The following is a 25,375-nucleotide window of genomic DNA, read 5'->3' on the forward strand; positions in this document are numbered from 1 at the left end:
CTAACACAAGCGTGATGTGAGCGCCGATGAGCGTCTGCGACATCCCGGTGATCGCCGAGGTCTGCGGCACGGTGGGCGAGGGCACGGCGTCGCTGATCGCGGCGCCGTTCGACTGGCTCGCCCACGCGATGGGTTCGGCGGCCGCGTGGCTGTTCGAGGCCGTGTGGGACGCGTTCGACACGACGACCCTCGTCGACCTCACGGACCCCGGCTACATCGCCGTCTTCAACGTGCTGTTCGGCGTGGCCGTGCTCCTCGCCCTGATCTTCTTCTGCCTGCAGCTCATCACCGGCCTCGTGCGCCGGGATGCCGGCGCGCTCTCGCGCGCCGCGCTCGGCCTCGCGAAAGCCGTGCTCGGGTCCTTCATCATCGTGACCATCACCGGGCTCCTGCTCGAGATCACCGACCAGCTGACGATCGGGGTGGTGCAGGCCAGCGGCAACACGATGGAGGGCATGGGCGACCGGATCGCCCTGCTCGCGTCCGGACTGGCGGCGATCAACATCGGCGCACCGGGTGTCGGTGCGATCGTGACGATCTTCCTGTCCGCCCTCGCGATCAGTGCGGCGGCGATCGTGTGGTTCTCGCTCCTGATCCGCAAGGCGCTGCTGCTCGTCGCGATCGTGTTCGGTCCGGTCGCGCTCGCTGGTGCGACGTGGGATGCCGCGAAGGGATGGTTCTCGAAGTGGGTCGCGTTCGTGATCGCGTTGATCCTGTCCAAGCTCGTGCTCGTCGTGATCTTCCTGGTCGCGGTCGCGCAGGTCTCTGCGCCGATCGATGCGGATCTGGCGTCGATCGGTGACCCGATCGCCGGGATCGTGCTGATGTTCATCGCCGCGTTCGCGCCGTACATCACGTACAAGTTCCTCAACTTCGTCGGCCTGGACATGTACCACGCGATGTCCAGCGAACAGGAGGCGAAGTCCGCGCTGAACCGCCCGGTCCCGGTGCCAAGTGGGCCGATGACCGACAGCGCGAAGAAGATCCTCGGGCCATCCGAGGAAAGCGGCGCGAGCGCGAGCGTCGGCGGTCGGGGCCCCGCCTCCGCGTCTGGTCGTGGCGGGACATCCGCAGCGCGATCGCCGGGCGGTGTCGGACCCAGCGGGTCAGCGCCTCCGAGCGGCGGCCCGGCAGGACCGGCCACGCAGGGCGCATCCGCAGGCGCCGGCGCGTCCACCGCGGGAGCGGCCGCGGGCGGAGTGGGCACTGGCGTCGCGGCTGGGGCTGCCGTTGTGTCGTCGACGGCGAAGGCTGGGTCATCCGTCGGCCACGCCGTCGGCGATACCGCTGACGCGCACTCGGCTGCCGCCGGTGACCCCGGTACGACCATGCCGCCGAGCGCGCCGCCGCCGGTCCTCGGCCCCACGAAGCCGACGACTCCCGAACCCTGGCCGGATGCTGCTTCCCCGGCGGCCGGCCGCGCACGAAAGGACGTCTAGCCATGGGCGCCGACACCAACGCCGCTTTCCAGCTCGCCCCGGTGCAGTTCTCACGGCTGACCCGACGAGGCATCCTGCTCGGCCTGTCACTCCCCCAGCTCGTCGCCCTCTCGATCGCCGTGCTCACCCTCGTCGTCTCGCTGTACTCCGCCGGCGCTTCGGGAGTGGCCTGGACGAGCCCGATCTGGGTGACCTCAGCTGCACTGGCCACGGTCCCGATCGGCGGTCGGAAGGTCGTCGAGTGGGTGCCGATCGTCAGCCGCTGGGTGTGGCGGGCCGCACACGGCCAGCTCACCTACCGTCGGCGCATCGTGAGGCCGCGGCCGGCGGGCACCCTCGCCCTGCCGGGCGACGCCGCCGCATTGCGGGAGTGGAACGACCCCGAATCGGGCGCCGTCATGATCCACGATCCCCACGCGCAGACACTGACCGCGATCGTCACCGTGTCGCACCCGGCGTTCGCACTCCTCGACCCCGGCGAACAGCATCGCCGCGTCGCCGGCTGGGGACGCGTGCTCGCCGGCGCCTGCCAATCCGGCCGGATCGGCCGCATTCAGGTCACCGAGCGCACGCTCCCCGACTCGGGCACCGGGCTCGCGGAGTGGTGGGAACGCCACGGCATCGAAGACGACAGCTGGGCGTCATCCACCTACCGCGACCTCATCGAGCGCGCCGGACCGGCCGGCGAACGCCACGCGACCACGATCAGCCTCTCCCTCGACCTGAAGGCCGCCTCCCGGCAGGTGCGCACTTCCGGCGGCGGCATGCGAGGCGCGGCGACCGTGCTCCGACAGGAGATGGCAGCGCTGACGGGCGCGCTCCGCGCCGCCGACCTGACCGTGGGCGGATGGCTCACCGCCGACGAACTCGCAAGCATCCTGCGCACCGCCTACGACCCGGCCGTCGGCGTCGAGCTCGACCGCCATCCCGACGTCGGACGTTCGCTGGACGCCGCTGGCCCGGTCGCCGTCGCCGAACGCTGGGATCGGCTCCGGAGCGACAGCGCGTTCCACGCAGTGCTCTGGATCAGCGAGTGGCCGCGCTCGCAGGTCTACCCCGGGTTTCTCTCGCCGCTCGTCTTCACGAACGGCGTGCTCCGCACGGTCTCACTCCACTACCTCCCCGTGCGCGCGGACCAGGCAGCGCGGGACCTCCGCAAGAAGAAGACCGAACTGATCAGCGACGCCCACCAGCGACGACGGATCGGCCAGATCGAGGATGCCACCTCGAGCGCCGAGTACGAGGACGTGCTGCAGCAGGAGGCCGACCTCACCGCCGGCCACGGCGTCCTGCGGACGACCGGTCTCGTCTGCGTCACCGCACCCACGATCGACGACCTCGACGCCGCGGTGTCCACGATCGAGCAGGCCGCGATCCAAGCCTCGTGCGAAGTCCGCCGACTCGTTGGCCAGCAAGCTCAGGCCTTCACCGCCGCAGCACTGCCGCTCTGCCGCAGCGTGTGAGGCGGGCACACCTCCTGTGCGAAGCACGTTCCGTGCGATCCATCCGATTGGAGTCATCATGATCGACGAACGACGGGGCGCCGCGCCGTCCCGATGGATCAGCGTCGTCTTCCTCCAGGACGAGGATGCCGGCGAGCTCCTCGCGCTGATCGATCGCGAGGGCGAAGCCGCCGCCATCGAGTACCTGAAGCAGTGGGACGTCGGCGACGAGACGATGGATGCCGCGCTCGTGAACGGCTACGTCTATGACCGAATCCCCGAGGGATCGGCAGATCGCACCGTCGAGGATCCCGATTCGCCGTACGCGCTCACCTACAGCGAGCTCTACGGCTACGTCTCACTCCTGCGCCGCTATGAAGCCTCGGTGGATGCCGAGCCGGTCGCGGCGGGCGCATCCGTCGAGACATCCGCACCATTCCGCGACACCGTCCCGCACCACTGGGACGCCGACCCGGCACTGTCGGCACACCGCTCCAGGCATGCGATCGCACTGTGAACACGGTCGACGAGCGGCTCCACACCGCGGCACTCGCCGTGCCACACGACGAGCACCGCGGCGACCGGCGCGCACGCAAGCGCACGGCATCGCAGATCGAAGCGGACGCGCGGCGCACGAAGTCCCTCGAGGCACGCCAGCGTTGGCAGGCCGAGCGCGCGGAGGCCCGGTCTGCCGCGTACCTCCCCGCCGCTGGCGACGCGGGCCCGGAGCAGCTCCGGATGCCGAGCCGGCTGAAGCTTCCGAAGCACCAGGACACCTCGGCAACTCTCGCCGGGCACTACCCCTTCCTCGCCGAGGCCGGGCTCGGATCGGCCGGCGTCTTCGTCGGGCAGGACCTCTACTCCGGCGGCTCCTTCGTCTACGACCCTTGGGTCCTCTACCAGCGCGGGATGATCACCGCCCCGAACATCGTGCTCGCCGGAATCGTCGGCTCCGGCAAGTCATCGCTCGCGAAGTCGCTCTACACCCGGTCGCTGCCGTTCGGCCGGCGCGTCTACGTGCCCGGCGACCCGAAGGGCGAGCACACGCCCGTTGCCGAGGCCGTCGGCGGCAAGGCCATCATCCTCGGCCACGGCCTCCGCAACCGCCTCAACCCGCTCGATGAAGGCCACCGCGCGGCATCCGCGTCCGACTCCGAATGGGCCGCCCAACTCGCGTCACGGCGCCGCGAACTCATCGGCGCCCTCGCCGAGACCGTGCTCGACCGCGGGCTGACCCCGCTCGAGCACACCGCCGTGGATCTCGCCCTCGCCGATGCGGTGCGGAGCGCGGAGGTGCCGATCCTGCCGATGGTCGTGGACCGCATCCTCGAGCCCACCGCCGACGACGACCGCGACGGCCGGCTCGCGGAAGACGGCCGGCTCGTCGGCCACGCGCTGCGTCGGCTCGTGGCCGGCGACTTGGCCGGCCTGTTCGACGGACCATCGACCGTCCGCTTCGACCCGTCGCTGCCGATGGTCTCGCTCGATCTCTCCCGGGTCGCGGAGAACTCGACTCTCATCTCGGTGCTGATGACGTGCTCGTCGGCGTGGATGGAATCCGCTCTCGCCGATCCCGCCGGCGGCCAACGCTGGGTCGTGTACGACGAGGCCTGGCGACTGATGGCCTACCCGGCGCTGCTTCGCCGAATGGACGCCCAGTGGCGGCTCGCCCGCCACTTCGGCATCGCGAACATGCTGATCTTCCACAAGCTCAGCGACCTCGACAACGTCGGCGACTCCGGATCCGCCATGCGCGCCCTCGCGTCCTCGCTGCTCGCGAACGCGGAGACCCGGATCGTGTACCGGCAGGAGCCCGACCAGCTCGGCTCCACCGCGACTGCTCTCGGACTCAGCGGAACCGAGCAGCGACTCCTGCCAGCACTCGGGACGGGCCAGGGGCTCTGGCGGGTCAAGGACCGCAGCTTCGTCGTCCAGCACCAGCTCCATCCCGACGAGCTCGCCGCGTTCGACACGACAGCCCGGATGACCGCGAGCCGATGACACCCAGCCCGAGGAGGCACCCCAGATGGCCGAGCCCGTAACGCAGGATCGCGAAGCGAGGATGATGCTCGCCGCCCTGTCAGAGCCGAATGACATCATCACCGGAACCCTGGTCGCCCGCGTCGGTGCGACCGCCACCGTCGAACTCGTCACGACCGGCGACCGGCTGCCGAACGGTGTCGATCCCGCCGAAGGCGAGTTGTGGCGGCGACGGCTCGCGCCACGACTCAATCCCGGCCAGCTCGAGCGGATTCGCGCGGACATGGAACGCCACGATCTCCGGCTGCTCACCCCGGACGACGTCGACTGGCCCGGCGAACTCCAGCAACTCGGTGCAGGCGCGCCGATCGCGCTCTGGCTCAAGGGCAACCCGAGCCTGCTCGCCTCACCGCTGCCCAGACGAGTCACGGTCGTCGGCGCACGCGCATCGACCAGCTACGGCGATCACGTCGCGACCGAACTCGTCTCCGACCTGGCCGCGCAGGGACGCGTCGTGATCTCCGGCGGGGCGTACGGCATCGACGGGGCGGCACACCGCGCCGCGACCGCGACATCCCCCGGATCCACCGTCGCCGTACTCGCGAGCGGCCTCGACCGTGCGTACCCCGCCGGGAACGAGCAGCTCTTCGACCGGATCGCCGAGACCGGCGGCCTGATCGTCAGCGAGCTGCCCCCGGGCGCCGCGCCCACCCGTTGGCGGTTCCAGCAACGGAACCGGATTCTCGCCGTGCTCTCGAGCGCGACCGTCGTCGTCGAGGCCGGGCACCGGTCAGCATCCCTCAGCGTGGCCGGACAGGCACACTCGCTTGGCCGGCCCGTCGGCGCCGTGCCCGGACCGGTGACCAGCGCCGCGAGCGCCGGATGCCACCGACTCATCCAAGAGGGCGTCGCGAGCCTCGTGACCGACGCACAGGACGTCACCGACCTGCTCGACTCGACCTCTGGCTTCTCCGGCGACCGCATCTTCGCCTACTCCCCCACCCGACGCTTCGATCGAGCCGGCCCCGGCCTCGTGCTCTGAACCCGGCCACCGAGACTCGACCCATGACCGCGACGCGAACGGGCACGCTCGGCGACGAGTTCGCCAACCTCGGCATCGCGCTGCTGATCGGAGCGACCGGACTTGCCCTGCTGCTCCGGATCGCCGGCACGATCGCCGCCTGGGCCACCGGGCTCTCCCAGCCGGCAGCTGGTCCCGAGGCCGGGCTCGCCGTGCTCCTGAACCCGGCCGATCCATCCGCTGCGCTCGAGGCCCCCGGACTGCAGCCCGTCGCCTTCTGGCTCACCGCCGTCGTGCTCATCTCGGGCGCCGCGGCCGCGGCGGTGTGGGTGTGGCGGATGCTTCGCAGCACCTCTCGCACCCGGAAGCTCGACCCGCATCGGATCGCCGGGATTGCGACACGCTCAGAGGTCACCCGCGCCGCCTCCCGCGCGTCACTCATGAAACGCGCCGCACACCTGCGCCCCTCCCTGACGGACGCACGCCCGACCGACGTGGGCTACGCGCTCGGCCACGCCCGCGGCACCACGGTCTGGGCGAGCGTCGAGGACTCGATGCTCGTCATCGGCCCACCACGATCCGGCAAGGGCGCGCACATAGTAATCAACGCGATCCTCGACGCGCCCGGCCCGGTCGTGACGACCTCCACCCGACCCGACAACCTCACCGTCACCATCCGAGCCCGGCAACGAATCGGACCCGTCGCGGTGTTCGACCCGCAGCAACTCGCGGCAGGCGTCCCCGCCGGCCTGCGCTGGTCACCGATCCGCGGCTGCGAAGACCCACTCACCGCCATGATCCGCGCAACCGGGCTCGCCGCCGGAACCGGCCTCTCCGCAGGCGGCGTCGACGCCGGCGGATTCTGGGAAGCCAAGACCCGCACCGCCCTCCAATCGCTGCTGCACGCCGCTGCGCTCGACCGCCGCCCACCCGCCGAGCTCTTCCGCTGGACCCTCGATCCATCCGCGGCCCACGACGCCGTCTCCATCCTGCTGGGCAACCCGAACGCCGCAACCGGCTGGGGTGACTCGCTCCAGGCCATGCTCGAAGCCGACCCCCGCACCCGCGACTCCATCTGGCAAGGCGTCTCGCTCTCGCTCGGCGCCCTCGCAGACCCCCGGGTGCTCGACGCCGTCTCCCCCGGCGACGGCGAAGCCTTCGACCCGGAACAGTTCCTCCGCAGCAACGGCACCCTCTACCTCCTCGCCACCGGCGCCGGTGCGAACAACTCCGCCGCCCTCGTCTCGGCGTTCGTCGAAGACCTCATCGAGACCACCCGCCGAATGGCCGCCCGCAACGCCGGCGCACGCCTCGACCCCCCACTCCTCCTCGCGCTCGACGAGATCGGCAACCTCGCCCCCCTGCCCTCCCTCCCGAGCCTGATGGCCGAAGGCGGCGGCACCGGCATCACGACGATGCCCGTCCTGCAATCCCTGGCACAGGCCCGCACGAAATGGAGCGACAACGCAGCCAACGCGATCTGGGACGCCTCAATCGTCAAGATCGTCCTCGGCGGCGCATCCAACTCTCGCGACCTGCATGACCTCTCAACCCTCATCGGTGAGCGCGACGAAGCAACCGACTCCACCACGATCGGCGACCGAGGATCCCGATCCTCGCAACGCTCGATCCGCCGCGTCGCGACCATGCCGCCCGACACCATCCGAACGCTCCCCTTCGGCACCGGGCTCATCCTGCTGCGCGCAGCTCCCCCGGTCATCGCCAAGCTCCGCATGTGGACGAACCGAGCGGATGCCGCGCAGTTGCGGGCACATCGAAACGAGATCGAGCGGCTGCTGCGGGTACCCCCACGCGCGGTGACAGCTGAGCCGCCGCCCGTTGATGACGACTGAGTTCCGGACATCCGTCTTCGAATGTATGTTCGAGGTATGCGGTACTGGCAGCCGAAACTCCGGGTCATCCGGCCCGGCACCTGGCTGCAGTTCGACGGCAGCCAGCGCATTGCCGTCATCCGCACCGTCAGCGCCGGCTACCCGCCGCGACCGCTGCTCCGCGCCGACACGTGGGCAGCGGATGACGTCGCGCGGGACTTCATCGGCTACTTCCCCATCGACGAGCTCCGCCTTTGCGCCGAGATGGTCTGGAGCCTCTACCAGGAAGCCATCTCGACCCCGCCGAAGGACACCACGATGAACGCCAAGCAGACCAGCCCCGGCCAGTGGCACCCCCTCCTCAACGCCGACGAGAACCGCCCGGGCTCCTGGACCCTGCGCGACTCGGACGGCCACGCCTACGGCGGCATCCGAATCACCCGCCAAGGCGCCGACATCTACTACCTCGCCCAGTACCGAGGGAATCCGATCGGCCGATTCGGCCGGCTCCGGACCGCGGTCGAGAACGTCCACCTCGCGCACGTCCGGATGGCGCAACACCCGCGCGCGCCGTTCTATCCGCACTCCCTGCCGCGGCCGTGAGTCGACCGGCACACCTGCCTTTCGAGCGGGCCGCGCGGTCCGTCGAACGATCAGGAGGTCGAGTCCCATGGCTCTTCACACGCAGCAATCGCTCTCCGGCTTCATCGCCTCCGAGCCGCAGCAGTCGGTCACCGAGAACGGCGACACCCGCTTCTACGTCCGCATCGGCCAGCCACACTTCCGCCGCGAGGACGACGGCACCTTCAGCGAGCTCGAGCCGAGCTTCCACGACCTCGTGACCTACCGGGCCACCGCGGAGCGCGCCCTCGCCCGCTTCGCGAAAGGCGACAGCTTCGTCGCCGAGGGCTACGTCCGCACCTTCGAGGTCGAGCGCGAGGGCGCGATCGTCGAGCGCGAGGAGTTCGTCGCGAAGAAGATCGGCCACGACCTCGCCCGGACCAACTACGACGTCGACCGCTCCCACCGACGCGGCCCGACCATCGAGAACCCCGCACCCGATGCGCTCGCCGCCCGCCGGCCCGCCCTCGTGCGCGACGACCGCTCCGGCATCGGACTGTGAGCCTACGATGGCGGATGCCTCCTTCCCTTGGCAGGTCGATGACGACGCCCTCGGCGCCGACGGGTTCGACGACCTCGACGGACCGCTGACCCCCGAGCCGCCGCACCCGATCAACTGGAACCTCCTCACCGCCGAGCAAGCCGAGATCGAGTGGATGGAGCTCAACCGTTGGGTCAACTGGCTCCGCCGCACCTACGGCCTGCCGGCGTCGGTCGTGCCGCCGCTCTGGCACCGCCACCCAGAACTCGTTTGGGAGCTCTCCGCTCTCCACCTGCATTGGCTCAGCGCCTACGACCCCGACCAGCACGGCTCGGCCCCGTTCGGCTGGCACCGCGACTTCGCCGACGCCCGCCAGCGCCTCCACGATTGGGTCGCGATCTCGGGCACGCGCCTCGACCGCGACCGGCCGACCAGGCAGACTGCCTGGCCGGGCGAGCCCCGACCTGATGTGCACGACGATTTCCCGGTCAACGATCGTGAGGCGGATTTCCTCCAGTTCGTGATTGACGATGTTGCGCGCCGCCGAAAGGCGTCCATTGCTGGCCTCGCGGGACTCAATTCCAGCTGACGTCGCGCCAGCGAGCGCTTCGCGACTATTGACGTGTCTCGCGACTTGGCGGGTATGCAGTTGCTCGAGCGTCCCGTGCGCGCAGAACGCAGACGTCAGCCTCTTCCGGGCTGAAGCCAATCTGGATGAGAAGAATCTGGCGCATCAACAGATCCAGCAGCCGAAAGGACCGGTCCAGGGTGCTCTCCAGTGGACCGCCGGTTCCAGTGTGTGTCATCGCGTCCCGCGTACGTACAACATCTCGGACGAAGTTCTCGACGCTGCCGGGCAGTCGTGACCGCAAGCGCGGGCCCGCCTGCAGGAACAAACTGATCAAACGCTCCCGAAGGCTCGGCATGTCGGCATGGGACAGCCTCGCCATAATGAAGTCCTTGTGCGGGCTAGTCTCTAGCGCCGCCATCACTGAACGCTTCACTGCCTTGAACTCCGTCTTCGAGATTCGGGGAGAAGGGTCGAGCGCGCCGTGGACAACCTCAAGTGCGCGAACAACACGATAAAAGCGTTCGTTGACGGTCATTTCGGGCCACATCTGGATCGAGAAATAGTCGAGCAATGCGCCGCTCAAGGTTCTCTGGACTTCAAACCATGCCGGCACCATCTCCGCGAGGCGACCTACGGCATCCTTCGCCTGAACCACATGCTCCCATGTATTCAGATTCACTCGACTACGCGACCGAGCCATCCACGAGGACGTGACCCATTGGAACTGACCGCCCCAAAGGGGCGCCCCAAATAGGTCCCTACCGGAGGAGTAGTGTTCCTCTTGCGCACCTCCGGGCGTATATCGGAGCGACTGAATCCAATCGCCAGCGCCAACGAAAAGAGTGAGCATCTGAAGTAGGGGCACAACGACAGAGTCCCAACTGGCTTCGATCGTGATCGGCTCCGCGAACTCGATTCGCAGTTCAGGATAGATGCGATAGTCCGCTCCCACCTCGGTCTCAACGCTGCCGCCGATGTCCCATTCGAGATGGAGCAGTCCGAGAGGAACGCTCACGGAGACGGTCTCGGGCAGCTTTACGATCCCGCCCACTGTCCGCCGTCGGCGATCGCGTTCGAAGGCGGGTCGGAGTTCCGTCGTCCATTCTTCAAGCATCTTTGACCTGAAGCGAAGTTCTCTGACTCTTGTGTCTGTGCCATCTTCAACGTGCGCGCCAATAGCGACCGCCAAGCATTGCCATTCCTCCCATGCGACGGGGGGTGGATTTGCTCGATCATCGTCCAAGTAGTGCGCCATGCGCTGCGACCGAAAGTACGCGCTCGAGAGCGAGAGCTTCGTGCCGTCATGCGCCAATCCCAGGATTACCTTGGCGTGGTGGCCGTCCGTTGGTCGGAGCGTGCCGTTGACGTCCAACGAGGGAAGAGCATCAGTTCCGATGTCCAGCGTTCCCGACACAGCCTCCTCCGGCTTTCCCGACCTGTACCATCTGCCCCGGAACTTGCGCGGTACTTCCGGCTCGTCGCCGGGCGCAATACGAATTGACACAAAACTCCTCCTCGGCACAACCGCCCACCAGTCTGGCGGCGCGGCATGGTGCAACACAATGCGATACTCATCGTCTCGACCGTAACTAGGCGGGACTATCCACCGAGCACTTCGTCCAGGATTTCTGCCGTCACCGGATCGACCTGCTCTGCACTTACCACGTAGCTCGCCCGTGTGGTCTGCTCGTTGGCGTGCCCGAGGAGTCGGGACGCGAGAGTGAGGCCGGCAGCTCGCTCGACGAGCGTCGCGGCGGTTCGTCGGTAGATGTGCGTCGTGTACTCGTCGACGTCGACACCGATCCTCGTGAGCCTTTCACGCCGGTCCGAGATGAACGACCGGAGCAGGCGCTCGTAGTTGCTGACGCTCATCGCCCTGCCGGTCGAGGTCGGAAACAGGAACGCCTCCGGACCCGACTTCGCCAGGGCGAGTCGATGTCGGACCGCCTCCGCCGCGAGCGTCGGGAGCGCGATCGTCCGCCGCTGCCGCGCTCGCTTGGGTGTGTCTTTCCGGTGGATCCCCTCGGCCTTGTTGCTGACGATCGTGCCGTTGACGACAAGCGTCGGCGGGCTGGTCGTGATGTCGACGTCGCAGCGACGAAGGGCCAGGCATTCGCCGATCCGCAATGACGTGCCGAGCATGATGTCCATGCCGTCGAGGAGGGCTCGGTAGTTCGGCCTCGGACCGCCGTCTGGGCGCTTGCGGCGCCAGCTCCGCATGAGCTTGCGGATGTCGGTGATCTGCGCCCGCGTGAGCACGGACTCCTTCTTCGGCGATATCGGCAGACGCTGGACGTCCCGAACCGGGTTGCGCGGCAGGGCGTCGTCACGCACGGCGTACCCGCAGAGCAGCCCCAGGACCGTGCGCGCGCGACGGGCCTTCGAGAGCGTCTCGGTCGCGAGGATGTCCTGCAGCATTCGATCGCAGCGGCCCACGGTGAGCTGTTCGAAGCGCACCGCGCCGAAGCGCGGCACGAGGATCATCCGCGCCGCCGTCTCGTACGACTCGTACGTCGAGAAGCTGATGCTGCCGGCCTTGGCGCGGGTGTGGACTTGCTTGAGCCAGCTGTCGACGCCCTCGGCGATGGTGTTGTCCGGGGTGAGCCCAGTGCCGGCGCCGGTGCTGAGCCGGGTCGCCTTGCGCTGCAAGGCATCACGGGCGGCCTCGTCGGTGTCGCCGCTGGCGCGGAGCCGCTGCAGCGCGCCGCTGTCGTCCCGGGTGGCGCCACGGGCCTGGTAGCGGCCGTTCTCGAGTCGGGTGACGCTGATCTTGCCCAGTTCGCCGGCTGGGGTCTGTGGTCTACCCATGCCGTTGATCGCCCACCCATCTCAGGACGTCGGCCATGTCGTAGCGGACGTGCCGGCCGAGCTTGAGGAAGGGCGGCCCGGAGTGCGTCAATCGCCAGTCCTCGAGCGTGCGCTCCGGGAGCCGGAGCAGCTCCGAGAGCTCGTGCTGCGTGAGGAAGGCGGGGGCGGTCTGCGTCATCGACTCGTTCATACCGAGCAGGTGCACGAGCCGAGCCCGCAGCAACCCGACGGCGTCGGGACGGCCCCGTACCGACCGGTACGTCCGAGCGAAGATGGCGCGTCGCGCCGAGTTTCTGGTCCCGTTTCTGGTCTTTCGACCCGAAACGCGACCGGATGGAAGGAGGGGCAAAGGGTGACTTTGCCGCGGAATTCCGCGCCTCTTATGGCTGGGGTACCTGGACTCGAACCAAGAACAACTGAACCAGAATCAGCCGTGTTGCCAATTACACCATACCCCAATGGCCCTGAACCGGGGTTCCGGGCCGACATGTAACTGTAGCCGATCGCCGGGTGCGGTCCAAATCGAGGGGCCTCTCGAGCGGATGCCGCGGGCGCGCCGTGCGGGGCGCGGCCGCGGCATCCGTCGGGGTCAGCCGACGAGCGCTGCGAGCCGGTCGATGCGGTCGATCGACTCGACGCGACCGAGGATCTGCATGGACTCGAACAGCGGCGGCGAGACGCGGCGACCCGACACCGCGACGCGGATCGGGCCGAACGCGACACGGGGCTTGAGGCCGAGGCCGTCGATGATGGCCGAGCGGAGGGCCTCCTCGATCTCGGTGTGCGTCCATGCCTCGCCGGGGATGCGCTCGAGGGCCTCGCGGGCGGCGGCGAGCACGGCGGGCGCGTCGGCGGGCAGCGACCCGACGGCGGCCTCGTCGAACTCGAGGCTCGCCGCATCCGTGAAGAGGAAGCCGAGCAGGCCGGGCACCTCGCCGAGCACGGTGATGCGCTCCTGCACGAGCGGCGCGGCCTCGACCAGGAGCGCCTCCTCGCCGGGGGTGATCGGCGTCGAGACGACACCGGCGGCCTGGAGGTAGGGCACGGTGCGCGAGGTGAAGTCGGCGAGCTCGAGCAGGCGGATGTGGTCGCCGTTGATGGCGTCGGCCTTCTTCTGGTCGAAGCGGGCCGGGTTCGGGTTCACGTTCTCGACGTCGAACGACCCGATGAGCTCGTCGCGGCTGAACACGTCGCGGTCGGCCGAGAAGCCCCAGCCGAGGAGCGCCAGGTAGTTGACGAGGCCCTCGGGGATGAAGCCGCGGTCGCGGTGGTGGAACAGGTTCGACTCGGGGTCGCGCTTGGAGAGCTTCTTGTTGCCCTCGCCCATGACGTAGGGCAGGTGGCCGAAGCGCGGCACGAAGCTCGTGACGCCGATCTCGATGAGCGCGTGGTACAGCGCGATCTGGCGCGGGGTCGACGAGAGCAGGTCCTCACCGCGGAGCACGTGCGTGATGCCCATGAGCGCGTCGTCGACGGGGTTCACGAGCGTGTAGAGCGGGGCGCCGTTCGGGCGCACGACGACGAAGTCGGTCGTCGAGCCCGCCGCGAAGTCGATGCGGCCGCGCACGAGGTCGTCGAACCCGAGGTCGACGTCGGGCACGCGCAGGCGCAGCGCCGGCTGGCGCCCCTCGGCGCGGAACGCCGCGCGCTGCTCGTCGGTGAGGTCGCGGTCGAAGTTGTCGTAGCCGAACTGCTTGGGCCGGCCCGCGGCCTCGTTGCGCGCGTCGATCTCATCGGCGGTCGAGTAGCTCTCGTAGACGTGCCCGGCGGCCTTCAGCCGCTCGATGACGTCGGCGTAGATCTCGCCCCGCTGCGACTGACGGTACGGCTCGTGCGGGCCGCCGACGTCGACGCCCTCGTCCCACTGCAGGCCGAGCCAGGTGAGCGCGTCGATGATCTGCGCGTAGCTCTCCTCGCTGTCGCGCGCGGCGTCGGTGTCCTCGATGCGGAAGACGAACGTGCCGCCGGTGTGGCGCGCGTACGCCCAGTTGAAGAGGGCCGTGCGCACGAGGCCGACGTGCGGGGTTCCGGTGGGCGAGGGGCAGAACCGCACGCGGATGTCGGATCCGGTGGCGGTCGTCGTGGGGTGGGTCGTGTCAGACATCGCCCTCAATGGTACGGGGCGGGGCCGTGTCTGCGGGGGTGCCGCCGCGTCGGGCGACGAGGCGCGCGAGCGCCTCGGCGGCCACCGCGACGGCAGGCACACCGCGGCCGCCCCGCGCGGTCACGAGATGCAGCGTGCGACGGTCGCCGTTCATCGTGCCGCGCACCGCCACGCCCGTGCGCTTGCCCGCCGACTCGATCGCGAGCGCGGGCAGCACGGCGACGCCGAGTCCGCTCGCGACGAGCTCCTCCACGGCGACGAAGTTGTCGGTCTCGACGGCGATGCGCGGCGCGAAGCCCGCGGTGTCGCACAGCTCGAGCAGGTGGCCGCGGCAGCGCGGGCATCCGGCGATCCACGGCTCCCCCGCCAGGCCGGCGAGATCGACCCGGTCGCCGTCCGCGAGCGGGTGCGTCGCCGGCAGCACGACGTGCATCGGGTCGCTGCCGATCGTCGTCACCTCGAGGCCCCGCGCGCTCTCGCGGTGCGGATCGGTGTGGTCGCCCGGGTAGCTGAACGTGAGCGCCAGGTCGGCGCGGTCCTCGCGCACGGCGGCGACGGCCTCGGGCGGCTCGGCCTCGACGAAGCTGACCTGCACCCCGGGGTGCCGGCGGGCCATCTCGGCCATGAACTCGGGCACGATGCTGGGCGACGCCGAGGGGAACGCCATGAGCCGCACCCGGCCGGACCGGAGGCCGCGCAGGTCGGCGAGCTCCCCACGGGCCGCCTCGAGGGCGGTGGCGACCGCGCCGCCGTGGCGTGCGAGCACGCGCCCGGCGGGGGTGAGGCGGATGCCGCGGCCGGTCCGCTCCACGAGTGCGACGCCTGCGCGCGCCTCGGCCCGGCGCACCTGCTGGCTGAGCGCCGGCTGGCTGTAGCCCAGGGCGCTCGCGGCCGCGGTGATCGACCCGCGCTCGGCGATCTCGCGGAGCACGAGGAGGCTGGTGGCGTCGAGGTCGGCGAGGCCCGAGGTCTCGGCTGGAGATGCATCCATGCCTTGATCATAAGCCGGCCTTATGTGAAGGATCGCAGACCTGCTCTCGACGGATCGAAACGGACCGAGCACGCTGGAGACATGACCGCGACCACCTTCGCCTCGACCGGCGCCGACGCCGACGCCTCGTCCGCTGCGCCCGGCGCGACCGCCGCGACCGCCGCGACGGCGGCCCTCCCCGACCCGCGATTCAGCGCGGGGCGCGGCTACCTCGCCGCCTGCACGCTCGGCATCCCCGCGGCGCCCACGGTCGCCGCCGTCACCCGCGACCTGGAGCGCTGGCGCGACGGCCGCGCCTCGGCGGCGGAGTACACCGGTCTCGTCGAACGCGCCCGCGGCCACGCCGCGACGCTCCTCGGCACCTCGGCCGACCGCGTCGCCGTGGGCTCGCAGGTCTCGGTCTTCACGGGACTCGTGGCCGCGTCGGCCCCGGCCGGCGCCGAGGTGCTCTGCGTCGACGGCGACTTCAGCTCGGTCGTCGCCCCCTTCCTCGCCCGTGGCGACCTGAACGTGCGCCACGTGCCGCTCGCGCACCTCGCCGACGAGGTGCGCCGGAGCACGTGGCTCGTCGCGTTCTCCCTCGTGCAGTCCGCGACCGGCGAGGTCGCGGATGCGGCATCCGTCGTCGCGGCGGCCCGCTCGGCGGGCGCGCTCACCCTCGTCGACACCACGCAGGCGACCGGATGGCTCCCCACCACCGACCTCGGAGCCGACCTCGTCGTCTGCCACGCATACAAGTGGCTCTCCGCGCCACGCGGCGCAGCCTTCATGTCGGCCGGCGAGCGCGCGCTCGACGAGATCACCCCGCTCACGGCCGGGTGGTACTCGGGCGACGACCCGTGGGCGTCGTGCTACGGGCCCGAGTTGTACCTGTCCGCCGGCGCCCGGCGGTTCGACGTCTCCCCCGCGTGGCACGCCTGGGCGGGCGCCGGGGTGGCGCTCGAGCTCGCGGCCGGCCGAGACGCCGCCGCCGTGCTCGCGCACGACCTCGGCCTCGCGAACGCGTTCCGCGCGCGAGTCGGGCTCGAGGCATCCGACAGCGCGATCGTCACGTGGCCCGACCCCGACGGCGACGACCTCGCCGCGCTGACCGCGGCGGGCCTCGTCGCGTCCGGGCGCGCCGGGCGCGCCCGGGTCGCCTTCCACGTGTGGAACGACGGGGAGGACGTCGAGCTCGCGGCATCGGCCGTGCGGTCGACGCGGAGCTGACCCCGACCGATCGAGATCGGGCGACGGCGACGGCTCGTCGCGCGCTACCGTGGGCGAATCCCGACGCGGCGCGGAGGAGAACCCATGGGCAGAGTGGTCATGTACGCCTCGGTGTCGGTCGACGGCTTCATCGCCGACGAGCACGACCAGCCCGGTCCCCTGTTCGACTGGCTGACGAGCGGTGACGTGCCGCTCGACGAGAGCGGTGTGCTGAAGGTGTCGCGGGCATCCCACGACGTCATCCGCTCGTACTGGCAGCAGATCGGGGTGACGATCTGCGGCCGACGCGTGTTCGACCAGACGGACGGCTGGGACGGCACGCCGCCGAGCGGTATCGATCACGTGGTCGTCGTCACGCACCGGCCGCCGCCGGAGGGGTGGGACCCCGCGGCGCCCTTCCACTTCGTCGACGGCATCGAGGCGGCCGTGGCCACGGCGCGGGAGCTCGCGGGCGACCGCATCGTCGAGGTCGCCGCCGGCGACGTCGGCGGCCAGGCGCTCGCCGCGGGCCTGGTCGACGAGGTGCGCATGGACGTCGCACCCGTCGTGTTCGGTTCGGGCAAGCGCTACTTCGGGTCGGTCGACGCGCAGCACCTGCTGGAGGATCCCGACGTGGTGATCCAGGGCGACCGGGTGCTCCACCTGCGGTACCGCGTGCGTCGCTGACCGCCTCTGCGACCAGCGCACGGGCGATCAGCTCACGGGCGATCAGCGCACGGGAGCCTGGCGCACCGGGTTCACGAGCGAGCCCAGGCCCGACACCGAGACCTCGACGGAATCGCCGTCGACGATCGGTCCGACGCCGGCCGGCGTGCCGGTGAGGATCACGTCGCCCGGCAGCAGCGTGAAGACGTCGGACGCGTACGAGACGATCTTCGCGACCGAATGCACCATGTCGGCGAACCGGCCGTGCTGGTGGCGCGTGCCGTTGACGCTCGTCGTGAGCTCGCCGTGGGCGAGGTCGACGTCGGTCTCGATCACGGGGCCGAGCGGGCAGAACGTGTCGAAGCCCTTCGCGCGCGTCCACTGCCCGTCGCGGCGCTGCAGGTCGCGCGCCGTGACGTCGTTCGCGATCGTGTAGCCGAAGACGACGGATGCCGCGTCCGCCTCGCTCACGCGACGTGCGACGCGCCCGATGACCACGGCGAGCTCGCCCTCGAACTCGACCCGCGCGCTCTCGGGCGGCAGCACGATGGCGTCGCCCGGGCCGATCACCGACGTGTTCGGCTTCAGGAACAGCAATGGCTCGGCCGGCGCCTCGCCGCCCATCTCCTCGGCATGCTCGTGGTAGTTCTTGCCGACGGCGACGACCTTCGAGCGCGGGATCACGGGTGCGAGCAGCTTCGCGTCGGCGAGCGCGACGCGCTCCCCCGTCGGCTCGTAGCCGGCGAACATCGGGTCGGCCTTCAGCACGACGAGGTCGTGCTCCTCCTCGTCGACGATGCCGAACGAGATGGTCTCACCGTGGGAGAAGCGCGCGATCTTCATGCGCCCAGCCTATTCCGCCGCATCGGCGCCGGTCGGGACGGCGGGGCCTCCCCGCCGCCCGCACCGCACCGCTCACGCGTCGAGTCGGACCATCCAGCCGTGGCGGTCCTCGAGACGCCCGTACTGGATGCCCGTGAGCTCCTCGCGGAGCGAGAGCGCGAGCTCCTCCGACTGCGCACCGGAGTGGACGATCTCGAAGTCCTCGCCGAGCAGGCGACCGATCGGCACCACGACGGCGGCGGTGCCGCACGCGAACGCGCCGACGATGTCACCGGATGCCGCGCCCTCGCGCCACTCGTCGAGCGTGATCGGACGCTGCTCGATCTGGTGGCCGCGGTCGGCCGCGAGCCGCAGGATCGAGTCGCGCGTGATGCCCTCGAGGATCGAGTCGGACTCGGGCGTGAGGAGCGTGCCGTCCTTCTTCACGAGTACGACGTTCATTCCGCCGAGCTCCTCGAGGTACTTCCCCTCGTCGAGGAACAGCACCTGCTGGCAGCCCTTCTCGTGCGCCTCGGCCTGGGGCAGCAGGCTGGAGGCGTAGTTGCCGCCCGTCTTCGCCGCACCCGTGCCGCCCTTGCCCGCACGGGCGTACTGCGTGGAGAGCCAGATGTTCACGGGCTGCACCCCGCCCGGGAAGTAGGCCGCGGCCGGGCTCGCGATGAGGTAGTACGCGACCTTCTTCGCCGGGCGCACCCCGAGGAACGCCTCCTTCGCGAACATGAACGGACGCAGGTAGAGGCTCGTCTCGGGGGCGCTCGGCACCCAGTCGGCGTCGACCGCGATGAGCTGCTTCAGCGAGTCGATGAAGATCTCCACGGGCAGCTCGGGCAGCGCCATGCGCCTCGCCGAGCGCTGCATGCGCGCGGCGTTCTCGTAGGGGCGGAAGGTGCGGATCGAGCCGTCCGCGTGGCGGTACGCCTTCAGGCCCTCGAAGATCTCCTGCGCGTAGTGCAGCACCGCCGCGGCCGGGTCGAGCTGGATCGGGCCGTACGGCGAGACCCGCGGACGGTGCCATCCGCCCTTCTCCGACCAGCAGATGTCGGCCATGTGGTCGGTGAAGTGGTTGCCGAAGCCGGGGTCGGCGAGGACCGCGGCGCGCTCCTCGGCCGACTTCGCGGTCTCGTTGTTCGTGACCTGCCAGACGAGACCGGCAGGCGACGGGGTCTTCAGCGTGAGGTTCGAGGTGGTCAAGGGATCCTCCTTCGGAAATGGTGCGAGTCAGTGGGCGCCGACGGTGGCGCCGATGCGTGCGGCGATGGCGTCGCCGATCTCGGAGGTCGAACGTCGAGCGTCGCCGCGGTCGGCGATGTCGGCGGCGACCGCGTCGCGCACCCGGTCGGCGGCGGCTCCGTAACCGAGGTGGTCGAGCAGGAGCGCCACCGAGAGGATGGCGGCGGTCGGGTCGGCGAGGCCCTTCCCGGCGATGTCCGGAGCCGAACCGTGCACCGGCTCGAACATGCTCGGGAACCGGCCGTCGGGGTTGATGTTGCCCGAGGCCGCGAGTCCGATGCCGCCGCTGATCGCGCCGGCCAGATCGGTGAGGATGTCGCCGAAGAGGTTGTCCGTGACGATGACGTCGAATCTAGCAGGGTCCGTGACCAGGAAGATCGTCGCGGCGTCGACGTGCAGGTAGTCGACGGCGACCTCGGGGTACTCGACGGCGACGGCGTCGACCAGCCGCTTCCAGAGGGAGCCGGCGAAGACGAGCACGTTCGTCTTGTGCACGAGGGTCAGCTTCTTCTTGGGTCGGGCCGCTGCCGCGGCGAACGCGTAGCGCACGACGCGCTCGACGCCGTACGCGGTGTTGACCGACACCTCGTTCGCCACCTCGGCGGGCGTGCCGACGCGGATCGCGCCGCCGTTGCCGACGTAGGGCCCTTCGGTGCCCTCGCGCACCACGACGAAGTCGACGTCGCCCGGCGCGGCGAGCGGGCTCGCGACGCCCGGGTACAGCACGCTCGGGCGGAGGTTCACGTAGTGGTCGAGCTCGAACCGGAGCTTCAGCAGCAGGCCGCGCTCGATGTTCGCGCCTGCGAGGCGCGGGTCGCCGGGCACACCGCCCACCGCGCCGAGCAGGATCGCGTCGTGGCCGGCGATGGCCGCGAGGTCGTCGTCGGTCAGCGTGTCGCCGGTCTCGAGGTAGCGCGCGGCGCCGAGCGAGAAGTGCGTCTGCTCGAACACCACGTCGGTGCCGGCCGTGGCGGCCTCGAGCGACTTCAGCGCCTCGCCCACCACCTCGGGACCGATGCCGTCGCCCGGGATGACCGCGAGCCTGACCGTCGTTACCATGAACACTCCTTCGTACGCCAGCCCTCCCAGCGTACTGTCCGCCGCGAGCGGCGATCACTACACTCGGCGGCATCGGGGCGGCATCCCGCCCCTCCCCGCGCGGCCCCGCGCCGCCCGAGTGAAAGCAGGCACCCCACAATGAGCATCGGCCTCGGAATCGTCCTCTTCGCCATCGGCGCCGTCCTGGCGTTCGCCCTCAACCTGGCGGTGGACTGGATCAACCTTCAGATGGTCGGCTACATCCTCATGGCGGCCGGAGCCGTCGTGATCATCATCGGCATCATCCTGATGGCCCGGCGCCGGAGCTCGGTCTCGACGTCGCGCACGACGGTCGACCCGGCGACCGGCGACCGCGTGACCCGCAACGAGACGTCGCGTCCGGACGACACCACGGCGATCTGACCCGCGCCGCACGCAACGCCCGCGAGGGGCGCCGCCTCACTCCGAGGCGGCGCCCCTCGCGTCGTCCAGCGTGAGCGCGGCGACGACACCCGCGCCGACCATGAGCAGCACGCCGATGAACGAGGTCACGACCACGCCCCCGTCGAACGCGTGCGCGGCCGAGGCGAGCAGCTCGGCGGACGCCGCGGACGGCAGCGCCTCGGCGACGGTCACCGCTCCGGCCAGCGTCTCGCGCGCGGCATCCGCCTGCGTCGCCGTGAGGCCGGCGGGCAGCTCGAGCGACGCGCGGTACCAGGCCGCGAGGATGCTGCCGAGAAGCGCCGTGCCGAGCACCGCGCCGAGCTCGTACGCCGTCTCGGAGACCGCCGAGGCAGCGCCGGCCTTGGCGGGCGGTGCCGCGGAGAGGATCAGCTCGTTCGACACGGTCTCGGCCATCCCGATCCCGAGCCCCAGCAGCACGAACGCCACGACGACGCCCGCGATGCCCTGCTCCCCCGCCGTGAGCGCAACGGTCAGGTAGCCGGCGGCCGAGACCGCGAGCGCCGACGGCACGAGCAGGCGCGGGCGGATGCGTCGGGCGAGCGGCACGACGGAGAGCCCCGCCGCGATCATGGCGACGAGCCCCGGCGCGAGCGCGAGCCCGGCCTGGACGGGCGAGAGCCCGGCGACGAGCTGCAGGTGCTGCGAGACGAAGAAGAGGAACCCGACGAGCGCGATGACGCTGAGGAGGTTCACGACCACGCCGCCGCCGAAGGCGCCGACGCGGAACAGCCGCATGTCGAGCATGGGCGTGCGTGCCCGCAACTGCCGCCGCACGAACCACGCACCGAGCGCGAGGCCGCCGAGCACCGACGCGATCGCGATCGCGTCGACGCCCTCGGTCGCGAGGTGCTTGATGCCGTAGACGGTCGCGCCCATCGCGCCGAACGACAGCAGGATGCTCGGCACGTCGATCCGGCCGGGCGCCGGGTCCCGGCTCTCGGGGATGAGGATCGGCAGCAGCACGACGAGCGGCACGAGCACCGGCACGGCGAGGAGGAACACCGAGCCCCAGGCGAAGTGCTCGAGGAGCAGGCCGCCCACGATCGGGCCGAGTGCGGCACCCGCGGCGAAGCCCGACGCCCAGATGGCGATCGCGAGCCGCCGCTCCTCGCGCTCGGTGAAGACCGAGCGAAGCAGCGACAGCGTCGAGGGCATGAGCATCGCCCCGAAGAAGCCGAGTGCGGCACGCGCCGCGATCAACGTCTCGGCCGTGGGCGCGAAGGCTGCGCCGATCGAGACGACGGCGAAGCCGACCGAGCCGATCAGCAGCATCAGCCTTCGGCCGAACCGGTCGCCGGCGCTGCCCATCGCCACGAGGAGCGCGGCGAGCACGAGGGGGTAGGCGTCGATGATCCAGAGCTGCTGGGCGGCGCTCGGGCCGAGGTCGCGCGCGATCTCGGGCAGCGCGAAGCTCAGGACGGTGTTGTCGACCGCGACGAGCAGCACCGGCAGCATGAGGACCGCGAGTGCGACCCAGCGACGGGTCGCCGCGCGGCGGCCGGCCGGGGTCGTCGACCGGCCGGGGTCGGGGCGCGGTGCGGATGCCGTGGCATCCGTCGTCGCACCGGCCTCGAGGGCTGCGTTGCGGCGGGTCGGGTCGATCGTGCTGGTGTTCGTGTCGTTCGTCATGTCGGAGTCCTATTACTGTACCGGCTGGACGGTAGAGTATCAGATGCCGCCGACCGATCCCCCTCGCTACCATCGGAGCCATGAGCCGACCTCCCGCCGCACGCGACGCCGTCCTCGACGCCTTCGAGCGACTGCTCATCGACGGCGGCGTGCGCGCGGCGACGCTCGACGCGACCGCCCGTGCGGCAGGCGTGTCGAAGGGCGGGCTGCTCTACCACTTCGCCAGCCGCGACGCGCTCATCGACGGCGTGCTCGAGCGCTTCTCACGCCTCATCGACGAGGACATCGAGGTGCTCGAACGCGCGCCCGAGGGGGCGATCGCGTACTACGTCCGGAGTTCGGTCTCGCAGGACAGCCCCCTCGAACGAGCGGGCGTGGCGGCCGCGCGACTCGCCCAGGCCGGCAGCGCACCGGCGGTGCGGATGATCCGCGACGTGCGCGACCGGTGGCTGCTCGCCATCCGTCGCCACGTGCCCGACCCGACGATCGCGCTCGCCGTCACGCTCATCGGCGACGGGCTCTACTACGATTCCGCACTGCACGGCGTCGACCCCGAGATCGGCGTCGATGCGCCGCACGGCGCCGACATGGATGCGTTGGTCGCGTTCCTCGAACGGCTGGCCCACGGCGCTTCGAGGAGCGGATGACGCGGTCGGGCCGTCGTCGCGGATGATCCGGGGCGCGTGCTCGACGACCGGTCGCCACGATGCATTCCGGATGCATACCGACCGTGCGACGGGGGCATACCGCGGCGAGCGAACCTGCGGGCATGAACACCGCAACCCGCATCCAGAAGTCCACCACGGCCGTCGTGATCGCAGTGATCGCGGCCGCCGCATGCACCTCGTGCGCCACGCTCCGCAGCGTCGACGGCTCCTCCGGGTCCGTCGACTCCGCACGCTCCGCCGAGCTGAGCCGGGGATACCGCGAGCTCGCGCAGGCGAGGGTCGAGGCGGCCAGGGCCGCCGCTGAATCGGCGCGCGCCGACGCCGCGACGCGGTCGGCCGGAAACCGTGAACTCGCGCAGGCACGCGTCGAGTCCGCGAGGGCCGCCGCCGACGCCGCCCGCTCGGACGCCGCCGCCCGGGACGCGGCGGGCTACCGGGCACTCGCGGAGTCCCGCGCCGAGACGTCGAGGATGCTCGCCGAACGGCGTGCGTCCGAGTACCTCGACCTGGCCGAACGTCGGGCGAGCCTCGGCGTCGCCGCCGCCTCGACCGGCTGAATCCGACCGACCTCCCTCGGAATCGCCGGTGGACGCCGAAGGGCGGCAGGTCGCGCGTGCGACCCGCCGCCCCGCGGCATCCGTCTCGGACTAGGACTCGGTGATGTCGATCTCGACGAGCACGTCGGCCGCGATCGCGTCGCGAACGCGGTCGAGCACCTCGGACGGCACCGGCGAGTCGACCGTGAGCACCGACAGCGCCTGGCCGCCCGCCTCGCGGCGCGCGATCTGCATGCCGGCGATGTTGATGCCGGCCTCGCCGAACTCGCTGCCGTAGACCGCGACGATGCCGGGGCGGTCGGTGTACAGCATGACGATGTGGTGGTCGGCGATCGGCACCTCGACGTCGTACCCGTTGATGCCGACGAGCTTCTCGGTCTGCTTGGTTCCGGTCAGCGTGCCCGAGACCGACACCTGCGTGCCGTCGGCGAGCGCGCCCCGCAGCGTGATGACGTTGCGGTACTCGGGGCTCTCGGCATCCGCGATGAGCCGGACGGCGACGCCGCGCTGCTCGGCGAGGAGCGGCGCATTGACGTACGACACCGACTCGCTGACGACGTTCGTGAAGACGCCCTTCAGCGCGGCGAGCTTCAGCACGCTCACGTCGTAGTCGACGAGCTCGCCGTGCACCTCCACGTCGAGGCTCTCGAGCGGGCCCTGCGCGAGCCCGGCGAAGAGCTGGCCGAGCTTCTCGACGAGCGGGATGCCCGGGCGCACGTAGGGGTCGATGACGCCGCCGGCGACGTTCACGGCGTCGGGCACGAGTTCGCCCGCGAGCGCCAGGCGCACCGACTTCGCGACGGAGATGCCCGCCTTCTCCTGGGCCTCGTCGGTCGAGGCGCCGAGGTGCGGCGTGACGACGACGTTCGGGAGTGCGAGGAGGGGCGACTCCTTCGGCGGCTCCTGCACGAAGACGTCGAGCCCGGCGCCCGCGATCGTCTTCGCGACGAGTGCGTCGTGCAGGGCCTCCTCGTCGATGAGGCCGCCGCGCGCGACGTTGACGACGAATGCGGTGGGCTTCATCTTCGCCAGCTGCTCGGCGCCGATCATGCCCGTGGTCTCGGGCGTCTTCGGCATGTGGATCGTGATGAAGTCGCTCTGCGCGAGCAGATCGTCGAGCGTCACCGTCTGGACGCCGAGCTGCTGCGCGCGCGCGGCCGTGATGTAGGGGTCGTAGGCGATGACCTCGACGCCGAACGCCTGCAGGCGCGCGGCGATCAGCGCGCCGATGCGGCCGAGGCCGATGATGCCGACCGTCTTCTCGTAGAGCTCGGTGCCGGTGTAGGCCGAGCGCTTCCACTCCCCCTGCGAGAGCGCCGAGTGTGCGGCCGGGATGTGGCGCGCGAGGCTCAGGATGTGGCCGACCGTGAGCTCGGCGGCCGAGATGATGTTCGAGGTCGGCGCGTTGACGACCATCACGCCCGCCGTCGTGGCCGACTTGATGTCGACGTTGTCGAGGCCGACGCCCGCGCGGGCGATGACCTGCAGCTTCGGCGCCGCGGCGATCGCCTCGGCATCGACCTTCGTGGCCGAGCGGACGAGGATCGCGTTCGCGTCGGCGAGCGCGGCCAGCAGCGCCGGGCGATCGGTGCCGTCGACGTTGCGGACCTCGAAGTCGGGCCCGAGGGCGTCGACGGTGGCGGGCGAGAGTTCTTCGGCGATCAGCACGACCGGCTTGGTCACGGACGGATCCTCACTGCGATTGGGGATGCGGTGCGCGCACCGCGGAAGGACGCGCCGGCATCGTCGGGGCGCGGATGACGCGGCCAGCATACTTCAGGGGTATCGCGCCGCCCGAATC

Annotated in this window: 24 protein-coding genes and 1 tRNA gene; 14 read left to right on the forward strand and 11 right to left on the reverse strand. The window is 70.6% G+C overall.

Going from position 1 to position 25,375, the window contains the following annotated elements:
* Positions 1-26: 26 nt before the first annotated feature.
* The 9 genes from ACSJD1_RS08440 to ACSJD1_RS08480 all read left to right on the forward strand — a co-directional run bounded on the left by ACSJD1_RS08440 (position 27) and on the right by ACSJD1_RS08480 (position 9,405).
* On the forward strand, positions 27-1,439 hold the full coding sequence (locus ACSJD1_RS08440) for a conjugal transfer protein TrbL (protein WP_438854868.1): 1,413 nt from the start codon (positions 27-29) through the stop codon (positions 1,437-1,439).
* Between the two features lie 2 nt (positions 1,440-1,441).
* Positions 1,442-2,902 carry an SCO6880 family protein gene (locus ACSJD1_RS08445; RefSeq protein WP_438854869.1) on the forward strand — a complete coding sequence of 487 codons (1,461 nt, stop codon included), beginning with the start codon at positions 1,442-1,444 and terminating at the stop codon, positions 2,900-2,902.
* Positions 2,903-2,960: 58 nt separating this feature from the next.
* Positions 2,961-3,398 (forward strand): hypothetical protein, encoded by a 438-nt coding sequence (locus ACSJD1_RS08450; RefSeq protein ID WP_438854870.1) that lies wholly within the window; start codon positions 2,961-2,963, stop codon positions 3,396-3,398.
* A complete protein-coding gene (locus ACSJD1_RS08455; RefSeq protein WP_438854871.1) occupies positions 3,395-4,882 on the forward strand; it encodes an ATP-binding protein in 1,488 nt (495 codons plus the stop codon). The genes ACSJD1_RS08450 and ACSJD1_RS08455 overlap by 4 nt, the downstream gene beginning before the upstream one ends.
* 25 nt (positions 4,883-4,907) lie before the next feature.
* Entirely contained in the window at positions 4,908-5,903 is a 996-nt protein-coding gene (dprA, locus tag ACSJD1_RS08460; protein WP_438854872.1) for a DNA-processing protein DprA, read from the forward strand.
* A 23-nt stretch (positions 5,904-5,926) separates the two neighbouring features.
* Positions 5,927-7,735 carry a type IV secretory system conjugative DNA transfer family protein gene (locus ACSJD1_RS08465; protein ID WP_438854873.1) on the forward strand — a complete coding sequence of 603 codons (1,809 nt, stop codon included), beginning with the start codon at positions 5,927-5,929 and terminating at the stop codon, positions 7,733-7,735.
* A 36-nt stretch (positions 7,736-7,771) separates the two neighbouring features.
* Positions 7,772-8,317 carry a hypothetical protein gene (locus ACSJD1_RS08470; protein ID WP_438854874.1) on the forward strand — a complete coding sequence of 182 codons (546 nt, stop codon included), beginning with the start codon at positions 7,772-7,774 and terminating at the stop codon, positions 8,315-8,317.
* Positions 8,318-8,384: 67 nt separating this feature from the next.
* Positions 8,385-8,837 (forward strand): single-stranded DNA-binding protein, encoded by a 453-nt coding sequence (locus tag ACSJD1_RS08475; protein ID WP_438854875.1) that lies wholly within the window; start codon positions 8,385-8,387, stop codon positions 8,835-8,837.
* Between the two features lie 7 nt (positions 8,838-8,844).
* The gene (locus ACSJD1_RS08480) at positions 8,845-9,405 is read left to right on the forward strand and encodes a hypothetical protein (protein WP_438854876.1); all 561 of its coding nucleotides are present in this window, start codon (positions 8,845-8,847) and stop codon (positions 9,403-9,405) included.
* 25 nt (positions 9,406-9,430) lie between these two features.
* Here the strand turns inward: ACSJD1_RS08480 and ACSJD1_RS08485 are convergent, their stop codons facing one another.
* From ACSJD1_RS08485 to ACSJD1_RS08510, 6 genes are all read right to left on the reverse strand, one after another.
* Positions 9,431-10,948 (reverse strand): ApeA N-terminal domain 1-containing protein, encoded by a 1,518-nt coding sequence (locus tag ACSJD1_RS08485; protein WP_438854877.1) that lies wholly within the window; start codon positions 10,946-10,948, stop codon positions 9,431-9,433.
* Positions 10,949-10,986: 38 nt separating this feature from the next.
* On the reverse strand, positions 10,987-12,195 hold the full coding sequence (locus ACSJD1_RS08490) for a tyrosine-type recombinase/integrase (RefSeq protein WP_438854878.1): 1,209 nt from the start codon (positions 12,193-12,195) through the stop codon (positions 10,987-10,989).
* Entirely contained in the window at positions 12,188-12,373 is a 186-nt protein-coding gene (locus tag ACSJD1_RS08495; RefSeq protein WP_438854879.1) for a helix-turn-helix transcriptional regulator, read from the reverse strand. The genes ACSJD1_RS08490 and ACSJD1_RS08495 overlap by 8 nt, the downstream gene beginning before the upstream one ends.
* 205 nt (positions 12,374-12,578) lie before the next feature.
* A tRNA-Gln gene (locus tag ACSJD1_RS08500) sits at positions 12,579-12,653 on the reverse strand.
* Between the two features lie 131 nt (positions 12,654-12,784).
* A complete protein-coding gene (gene gltX / locus ACSJD1_RS08505) occupies positions 12,785-14,299 on the reverse strand; it encodes a glutamate--tRNA ligase (protein ID WP_438854880.1) in 1,515 nt (504 codons plus the stop codon).
* Positions 14,292-15,290 (reverse strand): LysR family transcriptional regulator, encoded by a 999-nt coding sequence (locus ACSJD1_RS08510; RefSeq protein WP_438854881.1) that lies wholly within the window; start codon positions 15,288-15,290, stop codon positions 14,292-14,294. The genes gltX and ACSJD1_RS08510 overlap by 8 nt, the downstream gene beginning before the upstream one ends.
* Before the next feature lie 81 nt (positions 15,291-15,371).
* Here ACSJD1_RS08510 and ACSJD1_RS08515 point away from each other — a divergent pair, with 81 nt between their 5' ends.
* Both ACSJD1_RS08515 and ACSJD1_RS08520 read left to right on the forward strand, forming a co-directional pair.
* Positions 15,372-16,499, forward strand: a complete 1,128-nt coding sequence (locus ACSJD1_RS08515) for an aminotransferase class V-fold PLP-dependent enzyme (protein WP_438854882.1) — start codon at positions 15,372-15,374, stop codon at positions 16,497-16,499.
* 84 nt (positions 16,500-16,583) lie between these two features.
* On the forward strand, positions 16,584-17,165 hold the full coding sequence (locus ACSJD1_RS08520; protein WP_438854883.1) for a dihydrofolate reductase family protein: 582 nt from the start codon (positions 16,584-16,586) through the stop codon (positions 17,163-17,165).
* Positions 17,166-17,207: 42 nt separating this feature from the next.
* Here ACSJD1_RS08520 and ACSJD1_RS08525 read toward each other — a convergent pair whose 3' ends face one another.
* From ACSJD1_RS08525 to ACSJD1_RS08535, 3 genes are all read right to left on the reverse strand, one after another.
* Positions 17,208-17,987, reverse strand: coding sequence for a fumarylacetoacetate hydrolase family protein (locus ACSJD1_RS08525; RefSeq protein WP_438854884.1), 780 nt, complete (start codon positions 17,985-17,987; stop codon positions 17,208-17,210).
* 72 nt (positions 17,988-18,059) lie between these two features.
* Positions 18,060-19,157, reverse strand: coding sequence for a branched-chain amino acid aminotransferase (locus tag ACSJD1_RS08530; protein ID WP_438855043.1), 1,098 nt, complete (start codon positions 19,155-19,157; stop codon positions 18,060-18,062).
* A 48-nt stretch (positions 19,158-19,205) separates the two neighbouring features.
* Positions 19,206-20,276 carry a 3-isopropylmalate dehydrogenase gene (locus tag ACSJD1_RS08535; protein ID WP_438854885.1) on the reverse strand — a complete coding sequence of 357 codons (1,071 nt, stop codon included), beginning with the start codon at positions 20,274-20,276 and terminating at the stop codon, positions 19,206-19,208.
* Between the two features lie 138 nt (positions 20,277-20,414).
* Between ACSJD1_RS08535 and ACSJD1_RS08540 the strand changes: the two genes are divergently transcribed.
* Positions 20,415-20,678: a DUF6458 family protein gene (locus ACSJD1_RS08540; RefSeq protein WP_438854886.1), complete on the forward strand. Its 264-nt coding sequence runs from the start codon at positions 20,415-20,417 to the stop codon at positions 20,676-20,678.
* Positions 20,679-20,714: 36 nt separating this feature from the next.
* Here ACSJD1_RS08540 and ACSJD1_RS08545 read toward each other — a convergent pair whose 3' ends face one another.
* Complete coding sequence (locus tag ACSJD1_RS08545) at positions 20,715-22,349, reverse strand: MFS transporter (protein ID WP_438854887.1); 1,635 nt, start codon at positions 22,347-22,349, stop codon at positions 20,715-20,717.
* Between the two features lie 80 nt (positions 22,350-22,429).
* On the opposite strand from ACSJD1_RS08545, the gene ACSJD1_RS08550 reads away from it, so the two are divergent.
* The gene (locus ACSJD1_RS08550; RefSeq protein ID WP_438854888.1) at positions 22,430-22,996 is read left to right on the forward strand and encodes a TetR/AcrR family transcriptional regulator; all 567 of its coding nucleotides are present in this window, start codon (positions 22,430-22,432) and stop codon (positions 22,994-22,996) included.
* A gap of 122 nt (positions 22,997-23,118) precedes the next feature.
* The gene (locus ACSJD1_RS08555) at positions 23,119-23,574 is read left to right on the forward strand and encodes a hypothetical protein (RefSeq protein WP_438854889.1); all 456 of its coding nucleotides are present in this window, start codon (positions 23,119-23,121) and stop codon (positions 23,572-23,574) included.
* 90 nt (positions 23,575-23,664) lie between these two features.
* Here the strand turns inward: ACSJD1_RS08555 and serA are convergent, their stop codons facing one another.
* Entirely contained in the window at positions 23,665-25,257 is a 1,593-nt protein-coding gene (gene serA, locus ACSJD1_RS08560) for a phosphoglycerate dehydrogenase (RefSeq protein ID WP_438854890.1), read from the reverse strand.
* Positions 25,258-25,375: the final 118 nt, after the last annotated feature.

This window comes from Agromyces excoecariae (genome assembly GCF_051715505.1).
Classification (GTDB): Bacteria; Actinomycetota; Actinomycetes; order Actinomycetales; family Microbacteriaceae; genus Agromyces.

What these genes read in the sequence shown, in the direction of transcription:
- ACSJD1_RS08470 (WP_438854874.1), top strand. Translation starts at nt 7,772, where the DNA reads ATGCGGTACTGGCAGCCGAAACTCCGGGTCATCCGGCCCGGCACCTGG.
- ACSJD1_RS08510 (WP_438854881.1), bottom strand. Translation starts at nt 15,290, where the DNA reads ATGGATGCATCTCCAGCCGAGACCTCGGGCCTCGCCGACCTCGACGCC.
- ACSJD1_RS08445 (WP_438854869.1), top strand. Translation starts at nt 1,442, where the DNA reads ATGGGCGCCGACACCAACGCCGCTTTCCAGCTCGCCCCGGTGCAGTTC.
- ACSJD1_RS08520 (WP_438854883.1), top strand. Translation starts at nt 16,584, where the DNA reads ATGGGCAGAGTGGTCATGTACGCCTCGGTGTCGGTCGACGGCTTCATC.
- ACSJD1_RS08535 (WP_438854885.1), bottom strand. Translation starts at nt 20,276, where the DNA reads ATGGTAACGACGGTCAGGCTCGCGGTCATCCCGGGCGACGGCATCGGT.
- ACSJD1_RS08515 (WP_438854882.1), top strand. Translation starts at nt 15,372, where the DNA reads ATGACCGCGACCACCTTCGCCTCGACCGGCGCCGACGCCGACGCCTCG.
- ACSJD1_RS08465 (WP_438854873.1), top strand. Translation starts at nt 5,927, where the DNA reads ATGACCGCGACGCGAACGGGCACGCTCGGCGACGAGTTCGCCAACCTC.
- ACSJD1_RS08540 (WP_438854886.1), top strand. Translation starts at nt 20,415, where the DNA reads ATGAGCATCGGCCTCGGAATCGTCCTCTTCGCCATCGGCGCCGTCCTG.
- ACSJD1_RS08450 (WP_438854870.1), top strand. Translation starts at nt 2,961, where the DNA reads ATGATCGACGAACGACGGGGCGCCGCGCCGTCCCGATGGATCAGCGTC.
- gltX (WP_438854880.1), bottom strand. Translation starts at nt 14,299, where the DNA reads ATGTCTGACACGACCCACCCCACGACGACCGCCACCGGATCCGACATC.
- ACSJD1_RS08475 (WP_438854875.1), top strand. Translation starts at nt 8,385, where the DNA reads ATGGCTCTTCACACGCAGCAATCGCTCTCCGGCTTCATCGCCTCCGAG.
- ACSJD1_RS08525 (WP_438854884.1), bottom strand. Translation starts at nt 17,987, where the DNA reads ATGAAGATCGCGCGCTTCTCCCACGGTGAGACCATCTCGTTCGGCATC.
- ACSJD1_RS08550 (WP_438854888.1), top strand. Translation starts at nt 22,430, where the DNA reads ATGAGCCGACCTCCCGCCGCACGCGACGCCGTCCTCGACGCCTTCGAG.
- dprA (WP_438854872.1), top strand. Translation starts at nt 4,908, where the DNA reads ATGGCCGAGCCCGTAACGCAGGATCGCGAAGCGAGGATGATGCTCGCC.
- ACSJD1_RS08495 (WP_438854879.1), bottom strand. Translation starts at nt 12,373, where the DNA reads ATGACGCAGACCGCCCCCGCCTTCCTCACGCAGCACGAGCTCTCGGAG.
- ACSJD1_RS08555 (WP_438854889.1), top strand. Translation starts at nt 23,119, where the DNA reads ATGAACACCGCAACCCGCATCCAGAAGTCCACCACGGCCGTCGTGATC.
- ACSJD1_RS08490 (WP_438854878.1), bottom strand. Translation starts at nt 12,195, where the DNA reads ATGGGTAGACCACAGACCCCAGCCGGCGAACTGGGCAAGATCAGCGTC.
- ACSJD1_RS08440 (WP_438854868.1), top strand. Translation starts at nt 27, where the DNA reads ATGAGCGTCTGCGACATCCCGGTGATCGCCGAGGTCTGCGGCACGGTG.
- ACSJD1_RS08480 (WP_438854876.1), top strand. Translation starts at nt 8,845, where the DNA reads ATGGCGGATGCCTCCTTCCCTTGGCAGGTCGATGACGACGCCCTCGGC.
- ACSJD1_RS08545 (WP_438854887.1), bottom strand. Translation starts at nt 22,349, where the DNA reads ATGACGAACGACACGAACACCAGCACGATCGACCCGACCCGCCGCAAC.